Source organism: Pseudoalteromonas sp. NZS100, from assembly GCF_015864815.1.
GTDB classification, from domain to species: Bacteria; Pseudomonadota; Gammaproteobacteria; order Enterobacterales; family Alteromonadaceae; genus Pseudoalteromonas; species Pseudoalteromonas distincta.
Genome location: NZ_JADYWM010000003.1, coordinates 68815 through 87358, shown reverse-complemented (window position 1 = coordinate 87358; position 18544 = coordinate 68815). Strand labels below are relative to the sequence as shown.

At 37.5% G+C, this 18544-nt stretch carries 14 protein-coding genes; 7 read left to right on the top strand and 7 right to left on the bottom strand.

Going from position 1 to position 18544, the window contains the following annotated elements; translation table 11 throughout:
• The first annotated feature begins 15 nt into the window (after nt 1-15).
• Nucleotides 16-528 carry a hypothetical protein gene (locus I6E69_RS03820; RefSeq protein WP_197120676.1) on the top strand — a complete coding sequence of 171 codons (513 nt, stop codon included), beginning with the start codon at nt 16-18 and terminating at the stop codon, nt 526-528.
• 30 nt (nt 529-558) lie between these two features.
• Here the strand turns inward: I6E69_RS03820 and I6E69_RS03815 are convergent, their stop codons facing one another.
• Nucleotides 559-1443 (bottom strand): DMT family transporter, encoded by an 885-nt coding sequence (locus I6E69_RS03815; RefSeq protein WP_197120675.1) that lies wholly within the window; start codon nt 1441-1443, stop codon nt 559-561.
• Between the two features lie 103 nt (nt 1444-1546).
• Between I6E69_RS03815 and I6E69_RS03810 the strand changes: the two genes are divergently transcribed.
• Entirely contained in the window at nt 1547-2071 is a 525-nt protein-coding gene (locus tag I6E69_RS03810) for a sel1 repeat family protein (protein WP_182672041.1), read from the top strand.
• A 2-nt stretch (nt 2072-2073) separates the two neighbouring features.
• Here I6E69_RS03810 and I6E69_RS03805 read toward each other — a convergent pair whose 3' ends face one another.
• Genes I6E69_RS03805 through dinG form a run of 6 tightly spaced genes read right to left on the bottom strand, consistent with a single transcriptional unit; the run spans nt 2074 to nt 6911 of the window.
• Nucleotides 2074-2226 (bottom strand): DUF2496 domain-containing protein, encoded by a 153-nt coding sequence (locus I6E69_RS03805; protein WP_076914928.1) that lies wholly within the window; start codon nt 2224-2226, stop codon nt 2074-2076.
• On the bottom strand, nt 2210-2491 hold the full coding sequence (locus I6E69_RS03800) for a late competence development ComFB family protein (RefSeq protein WP_002958257.1): 282 nt from the start codon (nt 2489-2491) through the stop codon (nt 2210-2212). Before I6E69_RS03800 ends, I6E69_RS03805 begins: the two co-directional genes overlap by 17 nt.
• A gap of 51 nt (nt 2492-2542) precedes the next feature.
• Nucleotides 2543-3436, bottom strand: a complete 894-nt coding sequence (locus I6E69_RS03795; RefSeq protein WP_197120674.1) for a histone deacetylase — start codon at nt 3434-3436, stop codon at nt 2543-2545.
• Nucleotides 3437-3449: 13 nt separating this feature from the next.
• A complete protein-coding gene (locus I6E69_RS03790; RefSeq protein ID WP_002958255.1) occupies nt 3450-4058 on the bottom strand; it encodes a primosomal replication protein in 609 nt (202 codons plus the stop codon).
• 1 nt (nt 4059) lies between these two features.
• Nucleotides 4060-4836 (bottom strand): TSUP family transporter, encoded by a 777-nt coding sequence (locus tag I6E69_RS03785; RefSeq protein WP_149602359.1) that lies wholly within the window; start codon nt 4834-4836, stop codon nt 4060-4062.
• Nucleotides 4836-6911 carry an ATP-dependent DNA helicase DinG gene (dinG, locus tag I6E69_RS03780; protein ID WP_197120673.1) on the bottom strand — a complete coding sequence of 692 codons (2076 nt, stop codon included), beginning with the start codon at nt 6909-6911 and terminating at the stop codon, nt 4836-4838. Before dinG ends, I6E69_RS03785 begins: the two co-directional genes overlap by 1 nt.
• A gap of 193 nt (nt 6912-7104) precedes the next feature.
• On the opposite strand from dinG, the gene I6E69_RS03775 reads away from it, so the two are divergent.
• From I6E69_RS03775 to I6E69_RS03755, 5 genes are all read left to right on the top strand, one after another.
• Entirely contained in the window at nt 7105-9447 is a 2343-nt protein-coding gene (locus tag I6E69_RS03775; protein ID WP_197120672.1) for a DNA polymerase II, read from the top strand.
• Nucleotides 9448-9693: 246 nt separating this feature from the next.
• Nucleotides 9694-12291 (top strand): TonB-dependent receptor, encoded by a 2598-nt coding sequence (locus I6E69_RS03770; protein ID WP_197120671.1) that lies wholly within the window; start codon nt 9694-9696, stop codon nt 12289-12291.
• 62 nt (nt 12292-12353) lie between these two features.
• Nucleotides 12354-13274 carry a class I SAM-dependent methyltransferase gene (locus I6E69_RS03765; protein WP_149602362.1) on the top strand — a complete coding sequence of 307 codons (921 nt, stop codon included), beginning with the start codon at nt 12354-12356 and terminating at the stop codon, nt 13272-13274.
• A gap of 534 nt (nt 13275-13808) precedes the next feature.
• On the top strand, nt 13809-16463 hold the full coding sequence (locus tag I6E69_RS03760; protein ID WP_149602363.1) for a TonB-dependent receptor: 2655 nt from the start codon (nt 13809-13811) through the stop codon (nt 16461-16463).
• 125 nt (nt 16464-16588) lie between these two features.
• Entirely contained in the window at nt 16589-18529 is a 1941-nt protein-coding gene (locus I6E69_RS03755; protein ID WP_197120670.1) for a S9 family peptidase, read from the top strand.
• The last annotated feature ends 15 nt before the right edge of the window (nt 18530-18544 follow it).

Genomic DNA, 18544 nt, shown 5'->3' with positions numbered 1-18544 from the left:
AAAACGAGGTGAACTATGAAAACATCTATTTTAATTATCAGTATTTTACTTATGGCGGGCTGTGCATCTAAACCTGATTACCGCGCCGCAAATAATGGCTCACAAGGTTACAGCGAGCAAAAAATTAGCGACGATCAATACCGCGTCGAGTTTAAAAGTGTATCAAACAACGTCGCAGATGCCGGTGACTATGCATTATTACGCGCGGCTGAGCTTACACAAGCACAAGGCTACGACTGGTTTGTTGTAACTAATAAAGAAACCTTTGTTGAGTCTAAATCGCAAGCCCCCACGTCATCTATTAGTGCATCACAAAGCCAGCAATATGAGCGAAGCTGCGGTTTATTAACCTGCGAAACACGCGTACGTCCGACAAGCAGCGTAGGCGTACAAGTGAGCAACAATGATAAACGCAAAGAAGTGCACACCTTAATTGATATTAAAATGGGTAAAGGGATAAAACCAAGCGACAACAGCTTTAGCGCCCAAGACTTAATTGAAAATTTAAGCAAAAAGGCGCAAAAGTAAGCGTTTGGTAAAAGCGCTTGATATAAGCACTTAGCTTGTTTTAGCTAAGTGCTTTTTTCGTGGTAAAAAACCAGTAACCAACATAGTACCCACAATAACAAATAATGCGCCGAGTAACGTATTTGGCCCAATTTGCTCATCTAAAATTAAATGCCCCCAAAAAATGCCAAATAGTGGAATTAAAAACGTGACTGTTAACGCCGAGGTGGGGCCTATATCTTCGATTAATTTAAAAAATAAAATATAAGCAAGTGCGGTACACATTACTCCCAATACGAGTACACCTAACATAACGTTGGTGCTTGGTATTTCACGCATTGGCATAAATAAGATAAGCGGCAATACCATAAAGGTTGAAGCCCACATTGAGCCGTGGGCGTTATCGAATGGGGCCAGTTGAGGCGCGTTTTTAGTGTAATGCGATGCAATGGCATAGCAAAGTGATGCGCTTAATGCCGCTACTATGGCTAAAATTGATTGGCTATTTAACACAAAATGATTTTGCCCAACCAAAATAACTACGCCAATTAAACCCAGCAGTAAACCAATCACCATACTTTTATTGGGCTTTGTTTTTGTCCATAAAATTCCAACAACAACACCCCATATTGGTGTTGTAGAATTTAAAATTGAGAGTGTGGAAGCGCTAATAGTTTGGGCTGCGTAAGCAAAAAATAAAAACGGCAGAGCAGAATTAAACGCGCCTATAATAAAAAAGTGTTTTTTATGTTGGACAAACGCTAAGCGGCGCTTTAAGTAAAGCGCCACAATAAAGAGGGTGAGTGCGGCAAAGCCAACTCTAAATTCTATTAACACCGCTGGGCCTAAGCTGTTAGCTGCCATTCGCATAAATAAAAATGACGCGCCCCAAATTGCAGCCAGAAAAAATAACCGAAGTAAACTTGCTAAGCTCATGATAGTATTTTAATTATACAAACAGGATTACACAATAGCAGGCTTTGCAAAGAGTGTAAGCCAGATTCGGTACTCGCATATAAAAAATAATAAAGGACTAGTTATGGCTAAATGTATATCGGTTGCAGCAATTTTGGCTGTAGGTTTATTAGGTGGGTGTGGGTCGACCCCTGTTAGCCTATACAGCGACAATACAATGAAGAAAAAAGAATACAATGGTATTAAAGCGTATAAAAAGGGGCTGTACGAGCAAGCTTTTTATGATTTAAAAGAGCCGGCAGCACTTGGCTATAAAAGTGCACAATATACGTTGGCATTCATGTTTTTAAAAGGCCAATACTTGGAGCAATCTACTAAACTCGGAATGGGCTGGCTAGGTGTTGCAAAAGAAGCGGGGGTTGAGAACTGGTCTGCGCAATACGATGCATTTTACAGTGCGGCGACTACGCAGCAAAAACAACAAATAGACGAAACAGTTGAATTATATATAACGCAATTTGGCGTTAAAGCACAAAATATGACCTGTCGGCGTTCAGCTTCGCCTAGGCGTACATTTGGTGAAGTTAAAATTGATTGCACTAAGCACGAAGGTAGCGTTACCGAGCACGACATACAGATAATAGAATAGAGTTATGACTTTTCTAGCTTCTTTTCAAAGTCGCTTTTAACTATTTCAAGTGCTTTAAGTACTTCTTCTGGAGCAACATCGTGTTGCTCTAGTATCATAATTAAATCTACTGCAAGTTTCATATGTGTAGGGGCTTGATCAAGTGGACTTGTCATTTAACTCTTTCTTTTTTGATATTTGGCTAATGGCAACGTTTATTGCGGTTTGTACACGTTGTTCCATATGTATGCGTTCTGATTGCGGTAAATAAAACGCCATATCTACATCGTAGCGAATATATCGTGGCGGGAGCTGATTTAGTACCGTACAACAAAAGTCAGCCATTACATCTTCATCATATTTTTCATCAAGTTTAAGTTTGATAACTTCCTCGACTACAATCTTTTCGTAATAGTTGTGTATATCTTCGTGTAATCGCATATTCCCACCGCTTTAAAATAATCCGTTTAACTGAGTCTATACTATGGCTTGCTATAAATCGATAGCGGCTTTAAATAGTTGTTTATGAACATTAATTAGTGAACTCAAATTACGCTGATAACCTCCGCCTAGGCCGCACATTAGTGGGATTTGGTGTTGCTTACAAAAGTTGAGAGTAAAAAAGTCGCGTTTATATACGCCATCGAGCGATACATCAAACAAGCCCAACTCGTCTTTTGTGTAAATATCAGCCCCTGCATTATACAAAATAATATCGGGGTTATGAATACGCACGCAAAAATCGAGTGCTTGCTCTAATGTAGCAAGGTACTCAGCGTCGGTTGTTTTACCGGGTAATGCAAAATCGTAGGTGGACTCTTGCTTATTACGAGGAAAATTTTGTTCACAATGAATTGAGCAGGTAATAATTTGGTCATGGTTTTGAGTGATTTGTGCTGTGCCATCGCCTTGGTGTACGTCGCAATCAAAAATTAAAACAGTGTCGGCTTGCTCTGTATTTATTAAATGTGCTGCTGCAATAGCTAGATCGTTAAAAATACAAAAACCGCTACCGTAATCACTGTATGCATGATGATAGCCACCACTTAAATTAGCCGAAAAACCATGTTTTAGCGCGTGTTCACTACTTTGGATGCTTGCCCCAACTGATAGTAATGTGCGCTCTACCAATTCATTTGAATAAGGAAAGCCCATTTTTTTTATGGCTTTATTGCTAAGCGTGCCGTTTAAAAAGTTATTTATATAAGTTTGATTATGGCACAGCGAAAGCTGAGCAGGCGTTGTTTTCTTAGGCTCTTGAAAGTGAATAGCCGAAACACCTAGGTTTTCTATTTCGGTTTTAAGTAACTTGTACTTTTGAATAGGGAATCGATGACGTTCTGGGAGTATAAGGTCTGAATACAATGGATGATAATAAAGCTGCATAGTAAAGTGCGCCTTAACGCAGCTGCTGTTTTTCTACTTGTTGAATTTTATCTTCGGTGGCAGAAATTGCTTTTCTGCAGCGGCCTAATCGAGCGTGTGTGCTTAATATTTCAAGGTTAAGCTTTTGTGCTTTAGCAGGTGAGGCTTTATCCATTTGCATTTTTCGCTCTTCAATCATGAGCACTAAACGGCGTTCAAACTCATGGTTTTGTTTTAATTCGTCGTAAAGCTCATGGGATGATTGCATTATTTTTTGCACAGCTTGCTTATAAACGGTTTGCTTAGGGCGTGGTTTATAATGGCTTTTGTTTTCTTTAACCCAAATAGGGGTAGATTTAATAACATTGAATACAGCTTGTATTTGAGCTGCAATACGTTCAAGCGCGTAGGTATAAGCATGGCGATGCTCGCTTGGCGGTAACCTTGAAACTTCATCTTCTATTTCTATCACGTAATCGACTAGGTTCATGCTTTTGGTACTAAAAACTGCGCGGTCAAACAAGCTAGGTTGTGCTTGCATGTAACGATTTTTAGAAAAAAGTTTAGCTTTATCAAATTGCTCAGCTTGTTGTTTTAGCGTTGCAACTTGTTGACGTAGTTTATCTAAAGCCATTGAATGCATATTAAAAGTAAGCCTCGTAAATTAGTTTTAATGCTAAAAGTATAACCATAGTATTAAATACTGGGCGAATAAATTTGCTACCAAAACGTATTGCTGAATGCGCCCCAAACCATGCGCCTAGCATAATAAAAAAGCCCATTGTTATGCCAAGTAAAAAGTTTACATGGCCGAGTGCAACAAAGGTAATTAAAGATATAAAGTTAGACACAAAGTTCATTGAACGCGCTAAACCACAGTTGAGTAGCAGGTTCATTTTGTAAAGCATGCCATTAGAAGCAGTCCAAAATGTACCCGTACCTGGGCCTGCTAAACCATCAAAAAAGCCTAATGCTAAACCTTGTAGCCATTGTTTTATTTTCATCGCTTTGTTTAGTTTAGGAAGTTCATCGCCTTCGGTAGTACTTAAATTACCAAATAAGCTATAGCCAGCAACTAAAATAATAATAACGGGGAGTAGTTTGTTTAAAAAATCGATACTTAAATGATCAACAATAACAGTACCTATCAATGCACCTATTGCGGTAGCAATTATAGAGGCTGCCCAAAACTTAGGACTAAATAAGTTCTTTTTATAGTATGTATAGCTTGCCGTTAACGAGCCAAAACTTGCTGCTAGTTTATTGGTGCCTAATGTTAAATGTGGAGGTAAGCCAGCAGTTAATAAAGCGGGTACAGTTAACATGCCACCGCCACCGGCGATAGCGTCTATAAAACCTGCGGCAAGTGCAACAGCACATAAAACAGCCCAGGTTGTTGGATCGAGTGCGAGTTCAAACATTAATAATCTATTTGTCTTTTAAAAGGTGGTAGGGTGTCGAGCATGGCTTTACCGTATCGCTTAGTAACTAAGCGCCTATCGAGAATAGTAATACAGCCTTCATCACTCTCTTTTCGCAGCAGTCTACCACAGCTTTGTACCAATTTCTTTGCGGCGTCTGGCACGGTAATCGTTAAAAACGGGTTACCACCTTTGCTTTGTACAAATTCTGCTTGCGCTTCTTCTATCGGCGAAGTAGGTACAGCAAACGGAATTTTAGTAATTATTAAGTTCTCTAAATATTTACCAGGTAAATCAAGACCTTCCGAAAGGCTTTGTGTTCCAAATAAAATACTGCCTTTGCCTTCGTCTACATTTTTAGTGTGTAATTTAAGCAATGCTTCTCGCGACATCTCACCTTGTACTAATAAGTTAAAACCTTTTGTTCTAAGAAACTTTGTTACGTGGTCCATTTGCCAGTAAGAAGCGAATAGTACAAGGTTCGCTTTTTTATCATTTAGGTACTCCGGTAAAGTTTTAGCTAGGTGATCACTAAAGTCTTTATCGGTAGGTTCTACTTTAGATACCGGAATACGTAAAGTTGCTTGTTTTGGGTAATCAAAAGGAGAAGGTACTTTAATAAATTTAACGCCTTCTTCTTTAGCAAGTCCTGTTTCGTAAGCAAAGTGATCAAACGAGCCCAGTGCACTTAATGTAGCAGAGCATAAAACAGCGCCCGCGCATTCTCGCCATAATTTATCTTTTAGGTAGTAACCGACCTCGATAGGGCAGTCGCTTAATAAGTGATCGTGATGGCTTTTATATTCAAGACGTTTTATCCACCGTGCATGGGGAGCACCTTCGCCTTTTTTTGCGTAACTAAACCATAGTTTGTTTAGCTGCTCTAACCGGTTTATGTATTGACCACTTTCGCCTAGTATTGGGTCGGCAACGTAAGGTTTTATATCGCCGTCGCTTACATCTTGGGTAAGGGTGTCGTGCATTTTGTTTAAACAGCGCAGCGCATCTTGTGTGGCTTCGCTTATGTCTTTTGCTTTACTGTGCAGCGATTCTGGAATTTCACCGTGCTCAAAGCGATAAGTATCGTCTTTTGAGTATTCAAAGTCGGCATTATCAAGAATATCACGCACTACTTTTAAATCTTTATTCGCGTCATTAATACTGTCGCAAAGTTTAAAGTTTTGCCCAATGGCTCTTTGCCCTACTAAAACCTTCGCCATTTTCCCGCTAAACTTAGTGAGCTTATCAAGCCATTCTATTGTGCCTTTGATTGTGGCAGCAGCAGATGAAAAATCGCGTGTTATATGTGCTAAATGGTGCGCTTCATCAATTACATAAATGGTATTGTCGGGCTCTGGTAAAATTTTACCGCCGCCTAAATCTAAATCAGCAAGTAGTAATGAGTGATTAATTACCAGTACGTCCATTTGCATCAATTGATTACGAGCAAGCTGAAACGGACACGTTTGATGGGCCTTCATTTGGCGCTGACACGAATGTTTATCGCACGCTATTAAGTTCCACACTCTATCGGGTACGGTATCGGCCCAACTGTCTCTATCGCCTTGCCATTTTTTATTCACATAGGCGTTATATAGCTCATTTAAACACTTGGTTTCCATTGCGCTCAATGGTGAAGTAAGTGTAGGCATAAAGTCCATTTGTGTTTGGCTATCGCCATTTACAGCATTATGTAATTTGTGAGCGCAAATATAACGATGGCGACCTTTTACTAAATCAAATTTAAAGTCGAGGCCTGAATGCTTTTTAAAAAATGGGAGCTCTTTTGCTATTAATTGTTCTTGCAGTGCAACGGTTGCGGTAGAAATAACTAACTTCTTTTTTTGCGCTAAGGCAAGAGGCAACGCGCCTAAACAATAGGCAAGAGACTTACCGGTACCAGTGCCTGCTTCAATTACGCAAATGCGCTGCTTTTTATGGTATTCGCCAGCAAGTGTTTTTGCTATTTCGGCTACAAGATAATTTTGACTGCTACGAGGGCGATAATCTTTTAGGTTACTAGCCACATGCTGGTGTACTTGCCTAATTGTTTTTTTTAGTGAGTCAGAAAGCATGGGATGATTTACCTAAAGTATGTATATAATTACAGTGCTATGGATTTTAGAGTTATAAGAGTGTAACTACAAGAAGTGATGAGATTAATTTAGCAAATAAAGTATCTGAGTGTTTATTTAGGTTGAATGTATGGCTTTAAAGCATTTTGAATTAAGTAAAAACTTACATATATATGTATAAGGTTTAGTAATAGTGTACTTAACAGACGGTTTTATTGTTTCTTCTCATGCGTATGATACTGCAAGCGGCATATGCTACGAAGCATGGTTTTGCAGTGATAAAGGGCCTATAAAAACAGTATCAGCTAACGAGAATGCGCTGTTTTTTATTAAAAGCAAAGATGCTGAAATAGTGAATGAAATATTAGCCGCTGAATCACTTACCTTTAATGTTAAAAGTCTTGGACTAAAAAACTTTCAGCAAGAAGAAATGTCGGCTTGTTATTTCAACTCACTAAAACATTTTTATTCTGCTGCTAAAGCTTTAAAGCAACGCGGAGTTGTATTATTTGAAGAAGATATTCGACCAATAGAGCGTTATTTAATGGAGCGCTTTATAAAAGGAGGAGCTTGGATAACGGGTAATGTTTTTTATCAAAATGGTTATACATTAGTAACAGAGGCAAAATTAAAAGCAAATGACGAGTATTCCCCAACCCTTAATAAGCTCTCTTTAGACATTGAATGTAACGAAAGTGGCGTTTTGTTTTCTGTTGGACTTGTGGGCTGCAATCTAGACTGTGTTTTAATGATTGGCGAGCCAGATAGGGAAACTGAAAACCTTGAGTTTGATATTATTTGGTGTGTAGATGAGGCTGAGCTGTTAAGGGGGGTAGAGCATTTTATTAAGCTTAGCGATCCTGATGTCATAATTGGGTGGAATGTAATTGAGTTCGATTTTTCGGTTATTCATGAAAGAGCTGAAGCACTAGGCATTAAGTTATTACTGGGTAGGGGAGATCAACCTTTATATGTTCGCAAAGGACACTTTACTCGAGTATCGATCTCTGGGCGATGTGTGGTTGATGGGATAGACACTTTAAAAAGTGCTACATATAGCTTTGAGAGTTTTTCTTTAGCTAATGTTTCAAATCAAGTGTTGGGTGAGTCCAAATTAATCGACACGGCTAATAGTCTGCAGGAAATTATTAGGCAATTTAATGAAGATAAGCTTTCTTTAGCAAAATATAATCGACAAGATTGTATTTTGGTAAATAAAATTTTTGATAAATTAAAGCTACTCGATTTTTCTATTATAAGAACAAAACTCACAGGATTAGAGCTTGAAAAAAAGGGCGGCTCTGTCGCTGCTTTTATCAATATGTATTTACCAATGCTGCATCGCAGCGGTTATGTTGCTCCTAATATGGGCGATCATGGGCTTACATTCGAAAGTCCTGGCGGTTATGTAATGGAGTCTATTCCTGGGCTTTATAAAAATGTCATTGTTTTAGACTTTAAAAGCTTGTATCCCAGTATTATGCAAACTTTCTATATTGATCCACTCGGACTGATAGAAGGTTTAAAAAATCCGAACCAGAGTGTGCAGGGTTTTAATGAAGCCCTATTCTCGCGGGATAAACATCACTTACCTTTATTAATTAAAAGCTTAGCCTCACAAAGACAGCTCGCCAAAGACAATCAAGATCAAATGCTTTCTCAAGCAATTAAAATAATAATGAATAGCTTATATGGTGTTTTAGGCTCAAAAGGATGCAGGTTCTACGATCCCAGGTTATCTAGCTCTATTACATTAAGAGGGCACGAAATAATGCTACAAACTAAAAAATGGATAGAAGAGCTTGGTTATAGCGTTATTTATGGTGATACCGATTCTACATTTATTAAGTTGGATGATGATTTAACCCACGACGAGTGTAATGAAATTGGCGTGTTTTTAGCTAAAAAGATAACTACAGATTGGATTAACGAGATTAAACAAACGCACAATTTAACAAGTCATTTAGAAATAGAATTTGAATCTCTTTATAGCCCTTTCTTTTTGCCAACCATAAGGGGGAAGCTAGTTGGATCTAAAAAGCGCTATGTCGGTAAATTAATTAAACCAAACGAATCAAAACTAGTATTTAAAGGATTAGAAACAGTAAGAAGTGATTGGACTAAACTTGCTCAACAATTCCAGTTCGACCTATTTACTAGTCTTTTTGATGGAAACTTGAGCATAAATGACCTTGTTAAAGACTATACAACAAAGTTATACCAAGGTGATTTTGATCATTTACTCATTTTCAAAAAGAGATTAGGTCAAAACTTAATCGATTATAAGAAAAATATCCCCCCTCATGTTCAAGCAGTTAAAAAACACCAGAAAAAAAATAGCGAATTTACGGTCAATAGAGGTGAATTTGTTACATTTGTTTACACAACTGCTGGAGTTGAGCTGTATCAAGGCTTTCATAGCTATGACTATGGCATTTATATAGAGAAGCAGATTGTACCGTTAATTAAAATGGTGGAGCCTGTAATATATTCAGATGTAAAGAAATATAACTTAAATCAATTAAAATTATTTTAATTTCTGCTTTAATTAAGGTATTTCGCTTACCACGACTAGCTTTTAGCTCTTTAATTGTACAACCCTCCCTTTGAAATTAAAAACATAGCTAATAAATCTTTGTTTGGTTAATATTTACTTAACAAAGGTTGGCTTTTAAGTTTTTTTTGTTTATTATTTGTTTCAGTCACTGTTAAATCAATGTGACAATTAAAAATAATTAAATAATAGTTATGGCTATAAAGCTATAACACCAGGGAGAATCAAATGTTAAATAATAAAGTTTCAAAGGCAGTTCGCTTAGCGATTGCATTTGGTGCAGTATCTACTGCTGCATTTTCGGCAAACTCGTTTGCTGCAGAAGAAGATAGCGTAGAAAAAGTAGAACGAATTGAAGTTACTGGTTCACGTATTAAACGTGTTGATATGGCTGGTGACTTACCTGTTACTGTTATCGACCGTGCAGCAATTGAGCTTAGTGGCGAAACTTCAGTAGCTGATTTGCTTCGTAATACGACATTTAACAGTCTGGGTTCGTTCCGCCCTCAATCAGGTAGCTCTGCTCAAGGCGCTACAACTGTTAGTTTACGTGGTCTAGGCTCTGACCGCTCTTTAGTATTAGTTGATGGTCGCCGTTTACCTAAGTCTACGCTTACCGGTTCAAGCCAAGATCTAAACTTCATTCCAATGGCTGCTGTTGAACGTGTTGAAATATTAACAGATGGTGCATCAGCACTTTATGGTTCAGACGCAATTGGTGGTGTAATTAATGTTATTTTACGTAAAGATTTTAATGGTGCAGAGGTAACATTAGGTTCTGGACGCATTGAGCATGAAGGCGGGGATCGTGAAAACGGTTCAGTACTTTTCGGTGCATCTTCTGATAATGCTTCAGTACTTGCAGGTGCATCTTGGAGCGGTCGTGACATTGTTTACGCTCGTGACTTCCCTTGGTACAGCCCAGGTGGTTCAGTTTACTCTAACAATTTCACTACATTCACAACAGATGACGAAGGAAACAGAGCTAGTAATTTTGACTTCTTTTCTCCAGAATCAACATGTGAAGGTGTAGGCAATGAAAACTTTTACCGTATAGGTTCTCGTTGTGGTTTTAACTTCGCAGCTGTTTCTGCTGATGAAGCTTCTATTAAAAACCGCTCTGCTTTTGTTAAAGCCACTTATGAAGTGAACGAAGATTGGAGCATCTTTACAAACATTAATATTGCCCAAACTAAGTCGTTTGGTCGCTACGCACCAGGTCTAGATACAACAGCATATGATGCAGCATCTTCAACTGTTTATATTAGTGAAGATAGCCCTAATAACCCAACTAATCCAAACAGCCCGATATATGACGCATCTCTAGGTTTAGAGCAACAAGGTCTAGATTATTGGCATCGTTTTGCTGCACTAGGCAATCGTGATAATAACCTTTCATCAGAGCTTAAAGATATTAGCTTTGGTACGACAGGTATGATTGGTAACGTGTCTGTTGAAGCGGGTGTTCGTAAAACATTAAATGAAAGTAACAATATTGGTAGTGGTTACATACTAAGGAGTACTGCACGTCAATATATTGATGACGGTACTTACATGCTTAACGACCCATTTGGTGCTTCAGATGAAGTTAAAAGTGCAATGACAGTAACTACTTCTCGTGTAGGTAAATTTAACCAAGAAGAGTTCTATGCTAATGCTGCATTCGATATTATGGAAACAGACGCGGGTGCAATTCAAGCTTTCGTAGGTTTTGAATATCGCTCAGAAGATTACGCTGATAAATATGATTCACTTTCTGAAGCTGGTCAAGTAGGTGGCTCTTCTGGTAGTAGTGCTGGCGGTGATCGCTCTGTACGTGGCTTATTCTTTGAAGCATTAGTTCCTGTTTCTGAAGAGTTTGAACTTAACTTTGCTGGTCGTTACGATGATTATTCTGATTACGGCTCAGACTTCTCACCTAAAGTATCAGCTCGCTATAACCCAATTGATGATTTAGTACTTCGTGCGTCATGGGGTAAAGGTTTCCGTGCTCCGTCGTTACCTGATTTAACTCAGCAACCAGCTGAATCAGCTGACTCAGTTTCTGATGAAGCTACATGTTTAGCAATTGGTGAAGCTGCAGATTGTTCTTCACAAATTAATGCATTAGTTATTGCTAATCCAGGCCTTCAATCTGAGCAATCAGATCAGTATTCACTAGGTGCGGTTTATCAATTAACTGACGCGATTTCGTTTGAAGTAGATTATTACAACATTGAAATCACAAACAGAATCCGTGCATTTAGCTCGCAATCTATTATTGATGCTCGACTACGAGGTGATTCAGTTCCTGAAGCATTTACAGTATCTCGCTCACCAAATGGTGCTGTGACCCAAGTCGTGCGCGGTTTTGGTAATGATGGTAGCTTAGAAACATCTGGTATCGATTTCAAAGCTAATTCAATGTTTGAATTTGGTGACATGGGTTCTTTAAGAACTAACCTTAATGTTTCGCACATTGTTGATTACAGCACTGACGGCGGTCGTAACTTTGTTGATGATCCAGGTGTTCCACAAATGCGTGTTAGCCTATCAAATGTCTACTCATTCTCTGATTTTGATTTTACTTGGAATCTAAGCCTGATTGACAGCCAATGTGAAGATATTACAGCAGACGGTGAATGTGAAGGTCATATCCCTTCATGGGTAACGCATGATTTACAAGTTGCATACAGCACCCCTTGGAACGGTAAAGTTAGCTTCGGTGCACAAAATGCATTCGGTAAAGAGCCACCACTTTTTGCATATGATGGTCGTGACTACAACTTTAACTTGTACTCAGGTTTTGGACGTACAATGTACTTAAACTTTAAACAATCTTTTTAAGATAGAAGTTTAGTGATATTAAAGAGTGACTCTTAAGTCACTCTTTTTTTTGGAGAAAATAAATGCATTGGGATCATTACTGGGACATAACTAAGGCTTTATCTAGTTTTGGTGATTCAAACAGTCCATTAGGATACCCTGAAGAGGTATTAATATTTTGGGAAAGTGTAGTCAAAGATAAAAAAGAAAATAAGAGCTATCTTGACTTAGGGACAGGGAAAGGTGCTTTAGCATTGTGGATACAAAGCATTTTAACTCGCAATAATATTAAGGGAAAAGTCAGCGGATGTGATTTAGCAAATATTAAAAAAGCTAAAATTATTAGTAGTGCCGATGAAATAAATGAAGCAATAAATAAAGTTGAATTTAAATTTAATACTCCACTAGAGTTGCTGCCGTATCCAAGTAATTCATTTGATTTACTTGTTAGTCAATTTGGTTTTGAGTATTCAAAGTGGAGCGAATCTTTACCAGAGGCAATGCGAGTACTAAAGGATAATGGGGAAATCATTTTAATGATGCATCACCCTGATTCAGTTATTACTAATGACTGTCGAGGAGGTAAAAAGATTTTAAGTTGGTTTTTAACTGAGAAAATATTTGATGACTTAGCTACGATTATCAGTTTAAAACTTAGTGGAGAAGATTTATCTTTTAATAAACGTAATAAACAAATTATACAAAAAATACAGTCTCTTGAGGTACATAATGACGGGGAGCAAGTCTGGTTTATGGACATAATGTCACAAATTTCTAAACTAATGATTAGCTTAACGAAGGAGAGTGTAATTGCTCTGATTGAGTTAAAAAATGCAGTCAATAAACAAATTGATAGACTAGATGATCAGCTATCAGTTGCATTTGAAGAACAAGAGATAAAAAATAAAATACAAGCTACTCAAATCAAAAGTAAGGGTATTAAAACTGAGAGGTTTTATGTAGATAAGGCGTTATTTTCTTGGAAAGTAACAATAAATAAGTAATGGTTTATTTTCCCCACTTCTATACATCTTTTAAGGCAATGCATTGAACGATACCAACTTTGGTATCGTGACATTGTAATCAACCAATATCAACTTCTTTATTTGGTAAATTAAGTTGAATGTAACTTATACCATACCATACCGCAATCGTATTTAATCAATCTGAGCAGTTAAATACGCGCTAGCTGCGTTAAAGTTTTCAAAATAGACGACCTAATTGAGCAGATTGATACTACTTTATCTGGCACGTTATTAACATTTACCTATCTATGACTGTTGGTGTTTTATTTCGTTTTTGAGCACTACCCGCTAATTATCCCGATTTTAAAAATTATAGGTTAATGCAGAAATGGCAGCAATGCCTAATTTTGTTAACGCAACATGTTGTAAATAAAGATGTTTATTTGGTTAGCCAAGTGTTGACCTTTTGGTTGAGTTAGGACTACTATTCAAATCGAAATAGTTACTGCGATTAATTGCAGAACATTTTGAAATAAATAAAATAATTAGAAATAGTATTCTAGGGAGAATCATATGTTAAATAATAAAGTTTCAAAGGCAGTTCGCTTAGCGATTGCTTTCGGTGCAGTATCAACAGCTGCATTTTCGGCTAGTTCATTCGCAGCTGAAGAAAGCGCAGATAAAGTAGAACGTATTCAAGTAACTGGTTCTCGTATTAAACAGGTTGATCTTGAAAATAGCTCTCCAGTAACAGTTATTACTGCAGCAGATATTAACTTGTCAGGTGAGCCATCTGTAGGAGATGTACTTAACAACTTATCTTCAAACTCATTCGGTTCTTGGACTGGTGTTTCTGGCTACGGCGCAGGTTCTTCTGCAACTTCAAGCATTAACTTACGTGGTTTAGGTTCTGATGCGACTCTAGTACTATTAGATGGCCGTCGTATGCCTGGAACAAGTACTTCTTCTGGTGCATCTGCAGATACTTCTCTAATTCCAATGGCTATCGTTGAGCGTATCGAAATCTTACGTGATGGTGCTTCTGCAGTATATGGTTCTGCAGCGGTTGCTGGTGTAATTAACATCATCACTAAAAAAGATTTCGACGGTTTAAATCTTAAATATGAATTTAATCAACCAAGTGTTGACGGCGGTGATAGCAGTACTTTCTCTGTATCGTCAGGTTTTACTGCTGAAAAAGGTAATATTGTTTTCACTTTCGAACACTCTGAAAGCGATGCTATTTACGATAGAGATATATGGGCACTAGATGATGAAACTTACGGTGCATACAGCTCGTACAGCCCAGTATCTAACTATTTAGATAGCACAGGCTACCATGCAAATTCAGATCTATGTGATGCAGAACCTAATACTGTAAATACTATTGATGCTGATGGTAATGGCCGTTGTACATATAGCTACGGTGAAGTAACTAAGTTTTACCCTGATACAAACAAAAACTCATTTTTGTCTAACTTCACTTATGAACTAACAGACAATATTCGTTTCATTGGTCGTGCGATGGCTAGCTTCAATGAAACAGATGCACGTTATGCTGGTACACCAGTATCTACTACGCCTATTTACATGAGTGCAGATAACCAATATAGCCCATCAGATGAAGATGTACGCATTTTTACTCGAGCTGTGCCAATTGGTAACCGTGATACAACAACTGAAGTTACAACAACAGATATTTTAGTTGGCCTTGAAGGTTTTACCGATCTTGGTAATGGTCTTGATTGGGAAGTAAACTTCCAAAACAGTGTTTCAAAAACTAACTCATTTGGTAAAAACCTAGTTAATGACGTTGCCTTCCAAGCGGCAATTGATACTGGTGAGTACGATGTATTTAACGTATCAGGCATGAGTTACGATGACTGGAGCACAAGTATGGGTGAGCTTTATCAAGAAGCAAATCATACAGGTACTTATGAAGGTCGTTACGAAAGTAAACAAATCGATGGTCTAATTTCAACGACATTACTAGATGACGGTGAATTTATAGTTGCCGGTGTTGTTGGTGGTGAATTTGAGCAAATTGATTTTACCCAAATCAGTGATCCAGAATCAGCGAATGGATTTATTTCTGGTGGTTCAGGTGGTGATGATGTTTATGCAGATCGTGACCGTACAGCTGCTTACTTTGAAGTACAAGCTTCTTTCCCACATGATGTTGATTTGACAGTTGCTGGTCGATACGAAAAGTATGAGCAAAGTGGTACAACAAATCTTGGTAAAAAAAGTACTACGTTTGACAAATTTGTACCAAAAGTTGGTTTAACTTGGCGTCCAACAGATACTTTATTACTTCGTGGTTCTTGGGGGGAGTCATTCCGTGCTCCAAACATGGGTGAGATGTTCCAATCTTACGCATTAAGCTTCCCAACTGTTCGTGATACAGCTTGGTGTTCTGCTAACCCAGGACAAGAAACTGATGGTTATTGTGCTGATGCAGGTGAGCAAGTTGCAACGTGGTTTGGTGGTAATACTGAACTTCAAGCTGAAACAGGTGATTCTACAACGGTAGGTTTCGTTTGGGATGCAGTTGAAAACCTTTCGCTTGAATTAACATATTACTCAATCAATTACGATGATAAAATTGATAGTGTAGATAATTCTGAACTTCTTCGCCTTGAAATTGAACAAGGTGGTTTAAACTCTACTCCAAATGCAATTGAGCGTAGTGCTGATACAGGTAAAATTGATTACATGTACACTGGTTACGTGAACAAGAGCTCGCTATCTACTGACGGTATAGACTTTACAGCTAGATACCGTTTTGATACTGACTTTGGTAACTTTACGAGCACATTAAATGTATCTCGAGTTTTATCATTTGAAGAAGTAGCTGATTCAGAATCTGATGCATTTGATTACGCTGGCTTACAAGATTATCCAGAATGGAAATCAGATTTAGCGATTAACTACGCTTATGAAGACTTCTCAGCTACGTGGACTATGTTCTATGTTGGTACTCAAGATTCAGGTAATGAAGAGTACGGCGTTGATTACTATGCTGATATTCCTAGCTATTTCAAACATAACGTTCAAGTAAGCTATGTTGCACCTACAAATACCAAAATTGCTTTAGGTGTAAATAACTTATTTGATAAAGCTGCACCTAGCTTCTACGATGGCTTCCGTGATTACCGAGACTCTAACTGGTCTCTATATGATCAAACAGGTCGTTCATTGTACTTACGTTTAGAGCAGTCGTTCTAAGCATTATCTAATTTAGTTACAAAGAATAAAGCCCTGCTATTTAGTAGGGCTTTTTTATTTACTAATAAGTGAAGTCTCTCTCAGCAAGCTGTTGTTAGTAAGCACTTAATTTATTTGGAAGTATTATGTCAGCAATATTTAAGTTAATAGTAATTTCTTACTTGTGTATTATTTCTTTTGAAATCAATGCTCAGAAGGCACAACCAAAAATTGAAGATTTTTTTAAAAATCCTAAATTCTCTAATCTTCAGCTTTCCCCAAATGGTAAGTATTTAGCAGTACTATCTCCAATAAATGAGAGAAAAAATATTGTTATACTTGAAACTGACGGGTTAAAAAATGCAAAGGCGGTAACAAAGTTTGATGATCAAGATATTAATGATTTTTCATGGGCTAATGATGATGAAATTGTTTTTAAGCTTGATAGTGATGGAAATGAAGCTTTTAGCCTTTATAAAATCAATGTTAACGCTAAAAAAGCGAGAGTTATTGAGTTAGTTGGCTCTAAAGTAGGAGCCTCAGGTATCCGTTCTGCAAGCATTGTCCATATGCTACCTAATGATCCAGAGCATATTGTTATTCAATATAATGGAAGAAATATTAAAGCTCCGGATCTTTATAAATTACCTCTTAATAGTAAATGGGATAGAAAGCGAGAAAGAAATTTTAAAATGAAGATTCTGGCTAAGAATCCAGGTGATTTTCAGGGTTGGCTTTTAGATCATGATGGTGAAGTGAGAGGTGCTGTTGCTATCAATGGCTTAAAAGGTAAGTTTTATTATAAGAATAAAGGTGAAAAAGAGTTTCGTATATTACGTGACTATAACGTTGAAGAAGAAAATATTACACCTCTGGCTTTCGATTTTGATAATAAAACACTATTTGTAGCTTCAAATATTAATAGAGATACGTCAGCTATTTATTATTTTCATCCTGATAAAAACGAGTTAGGTGAATTAATCTTTGGAATGCCAGAAGTTGATGTCTCTAATTTAATGTTATCGACTAAACGTAAAAAGCTAATCGGAGTCAGGTATTTAGATGAATACCCTGAAGTAGCTTATTTTGATAAAGAAACCGCCGAGATGATGGCCTCATTGAAGAGCGCTTTTAAAGATAAAGTTGTTAATGTAGTTAGCAGCTCAAAAAATGAAGCACTGAACGTTGTATATGTTGGTAGTGATACAGATCCTGGTCATTATTATTTGTTCAATAAATCAAAAAATACGCTCAAATCATTAGTTTCACCTATGGACTGGATTGATAAAAGTCAGTTATCACCTATGAAACCAATTAAGTTTAATAGCCGTGATGGTTTAACTATTCGTGGCTATTTAACAATACCAAAAGATAGCAACGGTAAAAATTTACCTTTGATTGTTAATCCACATGGCGGCCCTTATGGTATCAGAGACGCATGGGGTTTTAATTCTGAGACGCAATTTTTTGCGAGTCGGGGCTATGCAACAGTTCAAGTCAACTTTCGTGGTTCAGGTGGTTATGGGAGAAAATTTCAACAAGCAGGCTATGGCGGTAAATGGGGCGCCGAGATGCAAAATGACTTAACCGACGCTATTGAGTACTTGGTAGGTGAGGGGGTTATAGATCCAAAAAGAGTATGTATTTATGGTTCTAGTTACGGCGGTTATGCAACTATGGCCGGTCTTACTTTTACTCCAGAGCTTTATAAATGTGGTATTAATTATGTAGGTATAACTGACGTTGAGTTACTTTTTGACTCGCTTCCTAAGCATTGGGAACCACAAAGAGAGCTTCTAGAAAAGCAAATTGGTAACCCTGATGATAAAGCTTTAATGAAAAAAATGTCTCCACTTCATCATGTAGATAAAATAGTAGCGCCATTAATGATTGTGCAAGGAGCCAAGGATCCTCGTGTTGTAAAAAAACATGCACTCGATTTAAGAGATTCTTTAGAAGAGCGCGGAATTATATTATCTGACGATGAGTGGATTATGAAAGATAACGAAGGACATGGATTCCAAAAAGAAGAGAATAAAATAGAGCTATATACTAAAATTGAAAAGTTTTTAGCTAAACATCTATAGTTATTTACCATTTTA

What these genes read in the sequence shown, in the direction of transcription:
- I6E69_RS03790 (WP_002958255.1), bottom strand. Translation starts at nt 4,058, where the DNA reads ATGCATTCAATGGCTTTAGATAAACTACGTCAACAAGTTGCAACGCTA.
- I6E69_RS03785 (WP_149602359.1), bottom strand. Translation starts at nt 4,836, where the DNA reads ATGTTTGAACTCGCACTCGATCCAACAACCTGGGCTGTTTTATGTGCT.
- I6E69_RS03810 (WP_182672041.1), top strand. Translation starts at nt 1,547, where the DNA reads ATGGCTAAATGTATATCGGTTGCAGCAATTTTGGCTGTAGGTTTATTA.
- I6E69_RS03815 (WP_197120675.1), bottom strand. Translation starts at nt 1,443, where the DNA reads ATGAGCTTAGCAAGTTTACTTCGGTTATTTTTTCTGGCTGCAATTTGG.
- I6E69_RS03805 (WP_076914928.1), bottom strand. Translation starts at nt 2,226, where the DNA reads ATGACAAGTCCACTTGATCAAGCCCCTACACATATGAAACTTGCAGTA.
- I6E69_RS03800 (WP_002958257.1), bottom strand. Translation starts at nt 2,491, where the DNA reads ATGCGATTACACGAAGATATACACAACTATTACGAAAAGATTGTAGTC.
- I6E69_RS03755 (WP_197120670.1), top strand. Translation starts at nt 16,589, where the DNA reads ATGTCAGCAATATTTAAGTTAATAGTAATTTCTTACTTGTGTATTATT.
- I6E69_RS03765 (WP_149602362.1), top strand. Translation starts at nt 12,354, where the DNA reads ATGCATTGGGATCATTACTGGGACATAACTAAGGCTTTATCTAGTTTT.
- I6E69_RS03795 (WP_197120674.1), bottom strand. Translation starts at nt 3,436, where the DNA reads ATGCAGCTTTATTATCATCCATTGTATTCAGACCTTATACTCCCAGAA.
- I6E69_RS03770 (WP_197120671.1), top strand. Translation starts at nt 9,694, where the DNA reads ATGTTAAATAATAAAGTTTCAAAGGCAGTTCGCTTAGCGATTGCATTT.
- I6E69_RS03760 (WP_149602363.1), top strand. Translation starts at nt 13,809, where the DNA reads ATGTTAAATAATAAAGTTTCAAAGGCAGTTCGCTTAGCGATTGCTTTC.
- I6E69_RS03820 (WP_197120676.1), top strand. Translation starts at nt 16, where the DNA reads ATGAAAACATCTATTTTAATTATCAGTATTTTACTTATGGCGGGCTGT.
- dinG (WP_197120673.1), bottom strand. Translation starts at nt 6,911, where the DNA reads ATGCTTTCTGACTCACTAAAAAAAACAATTAGGCAAGTACACCAGCAT.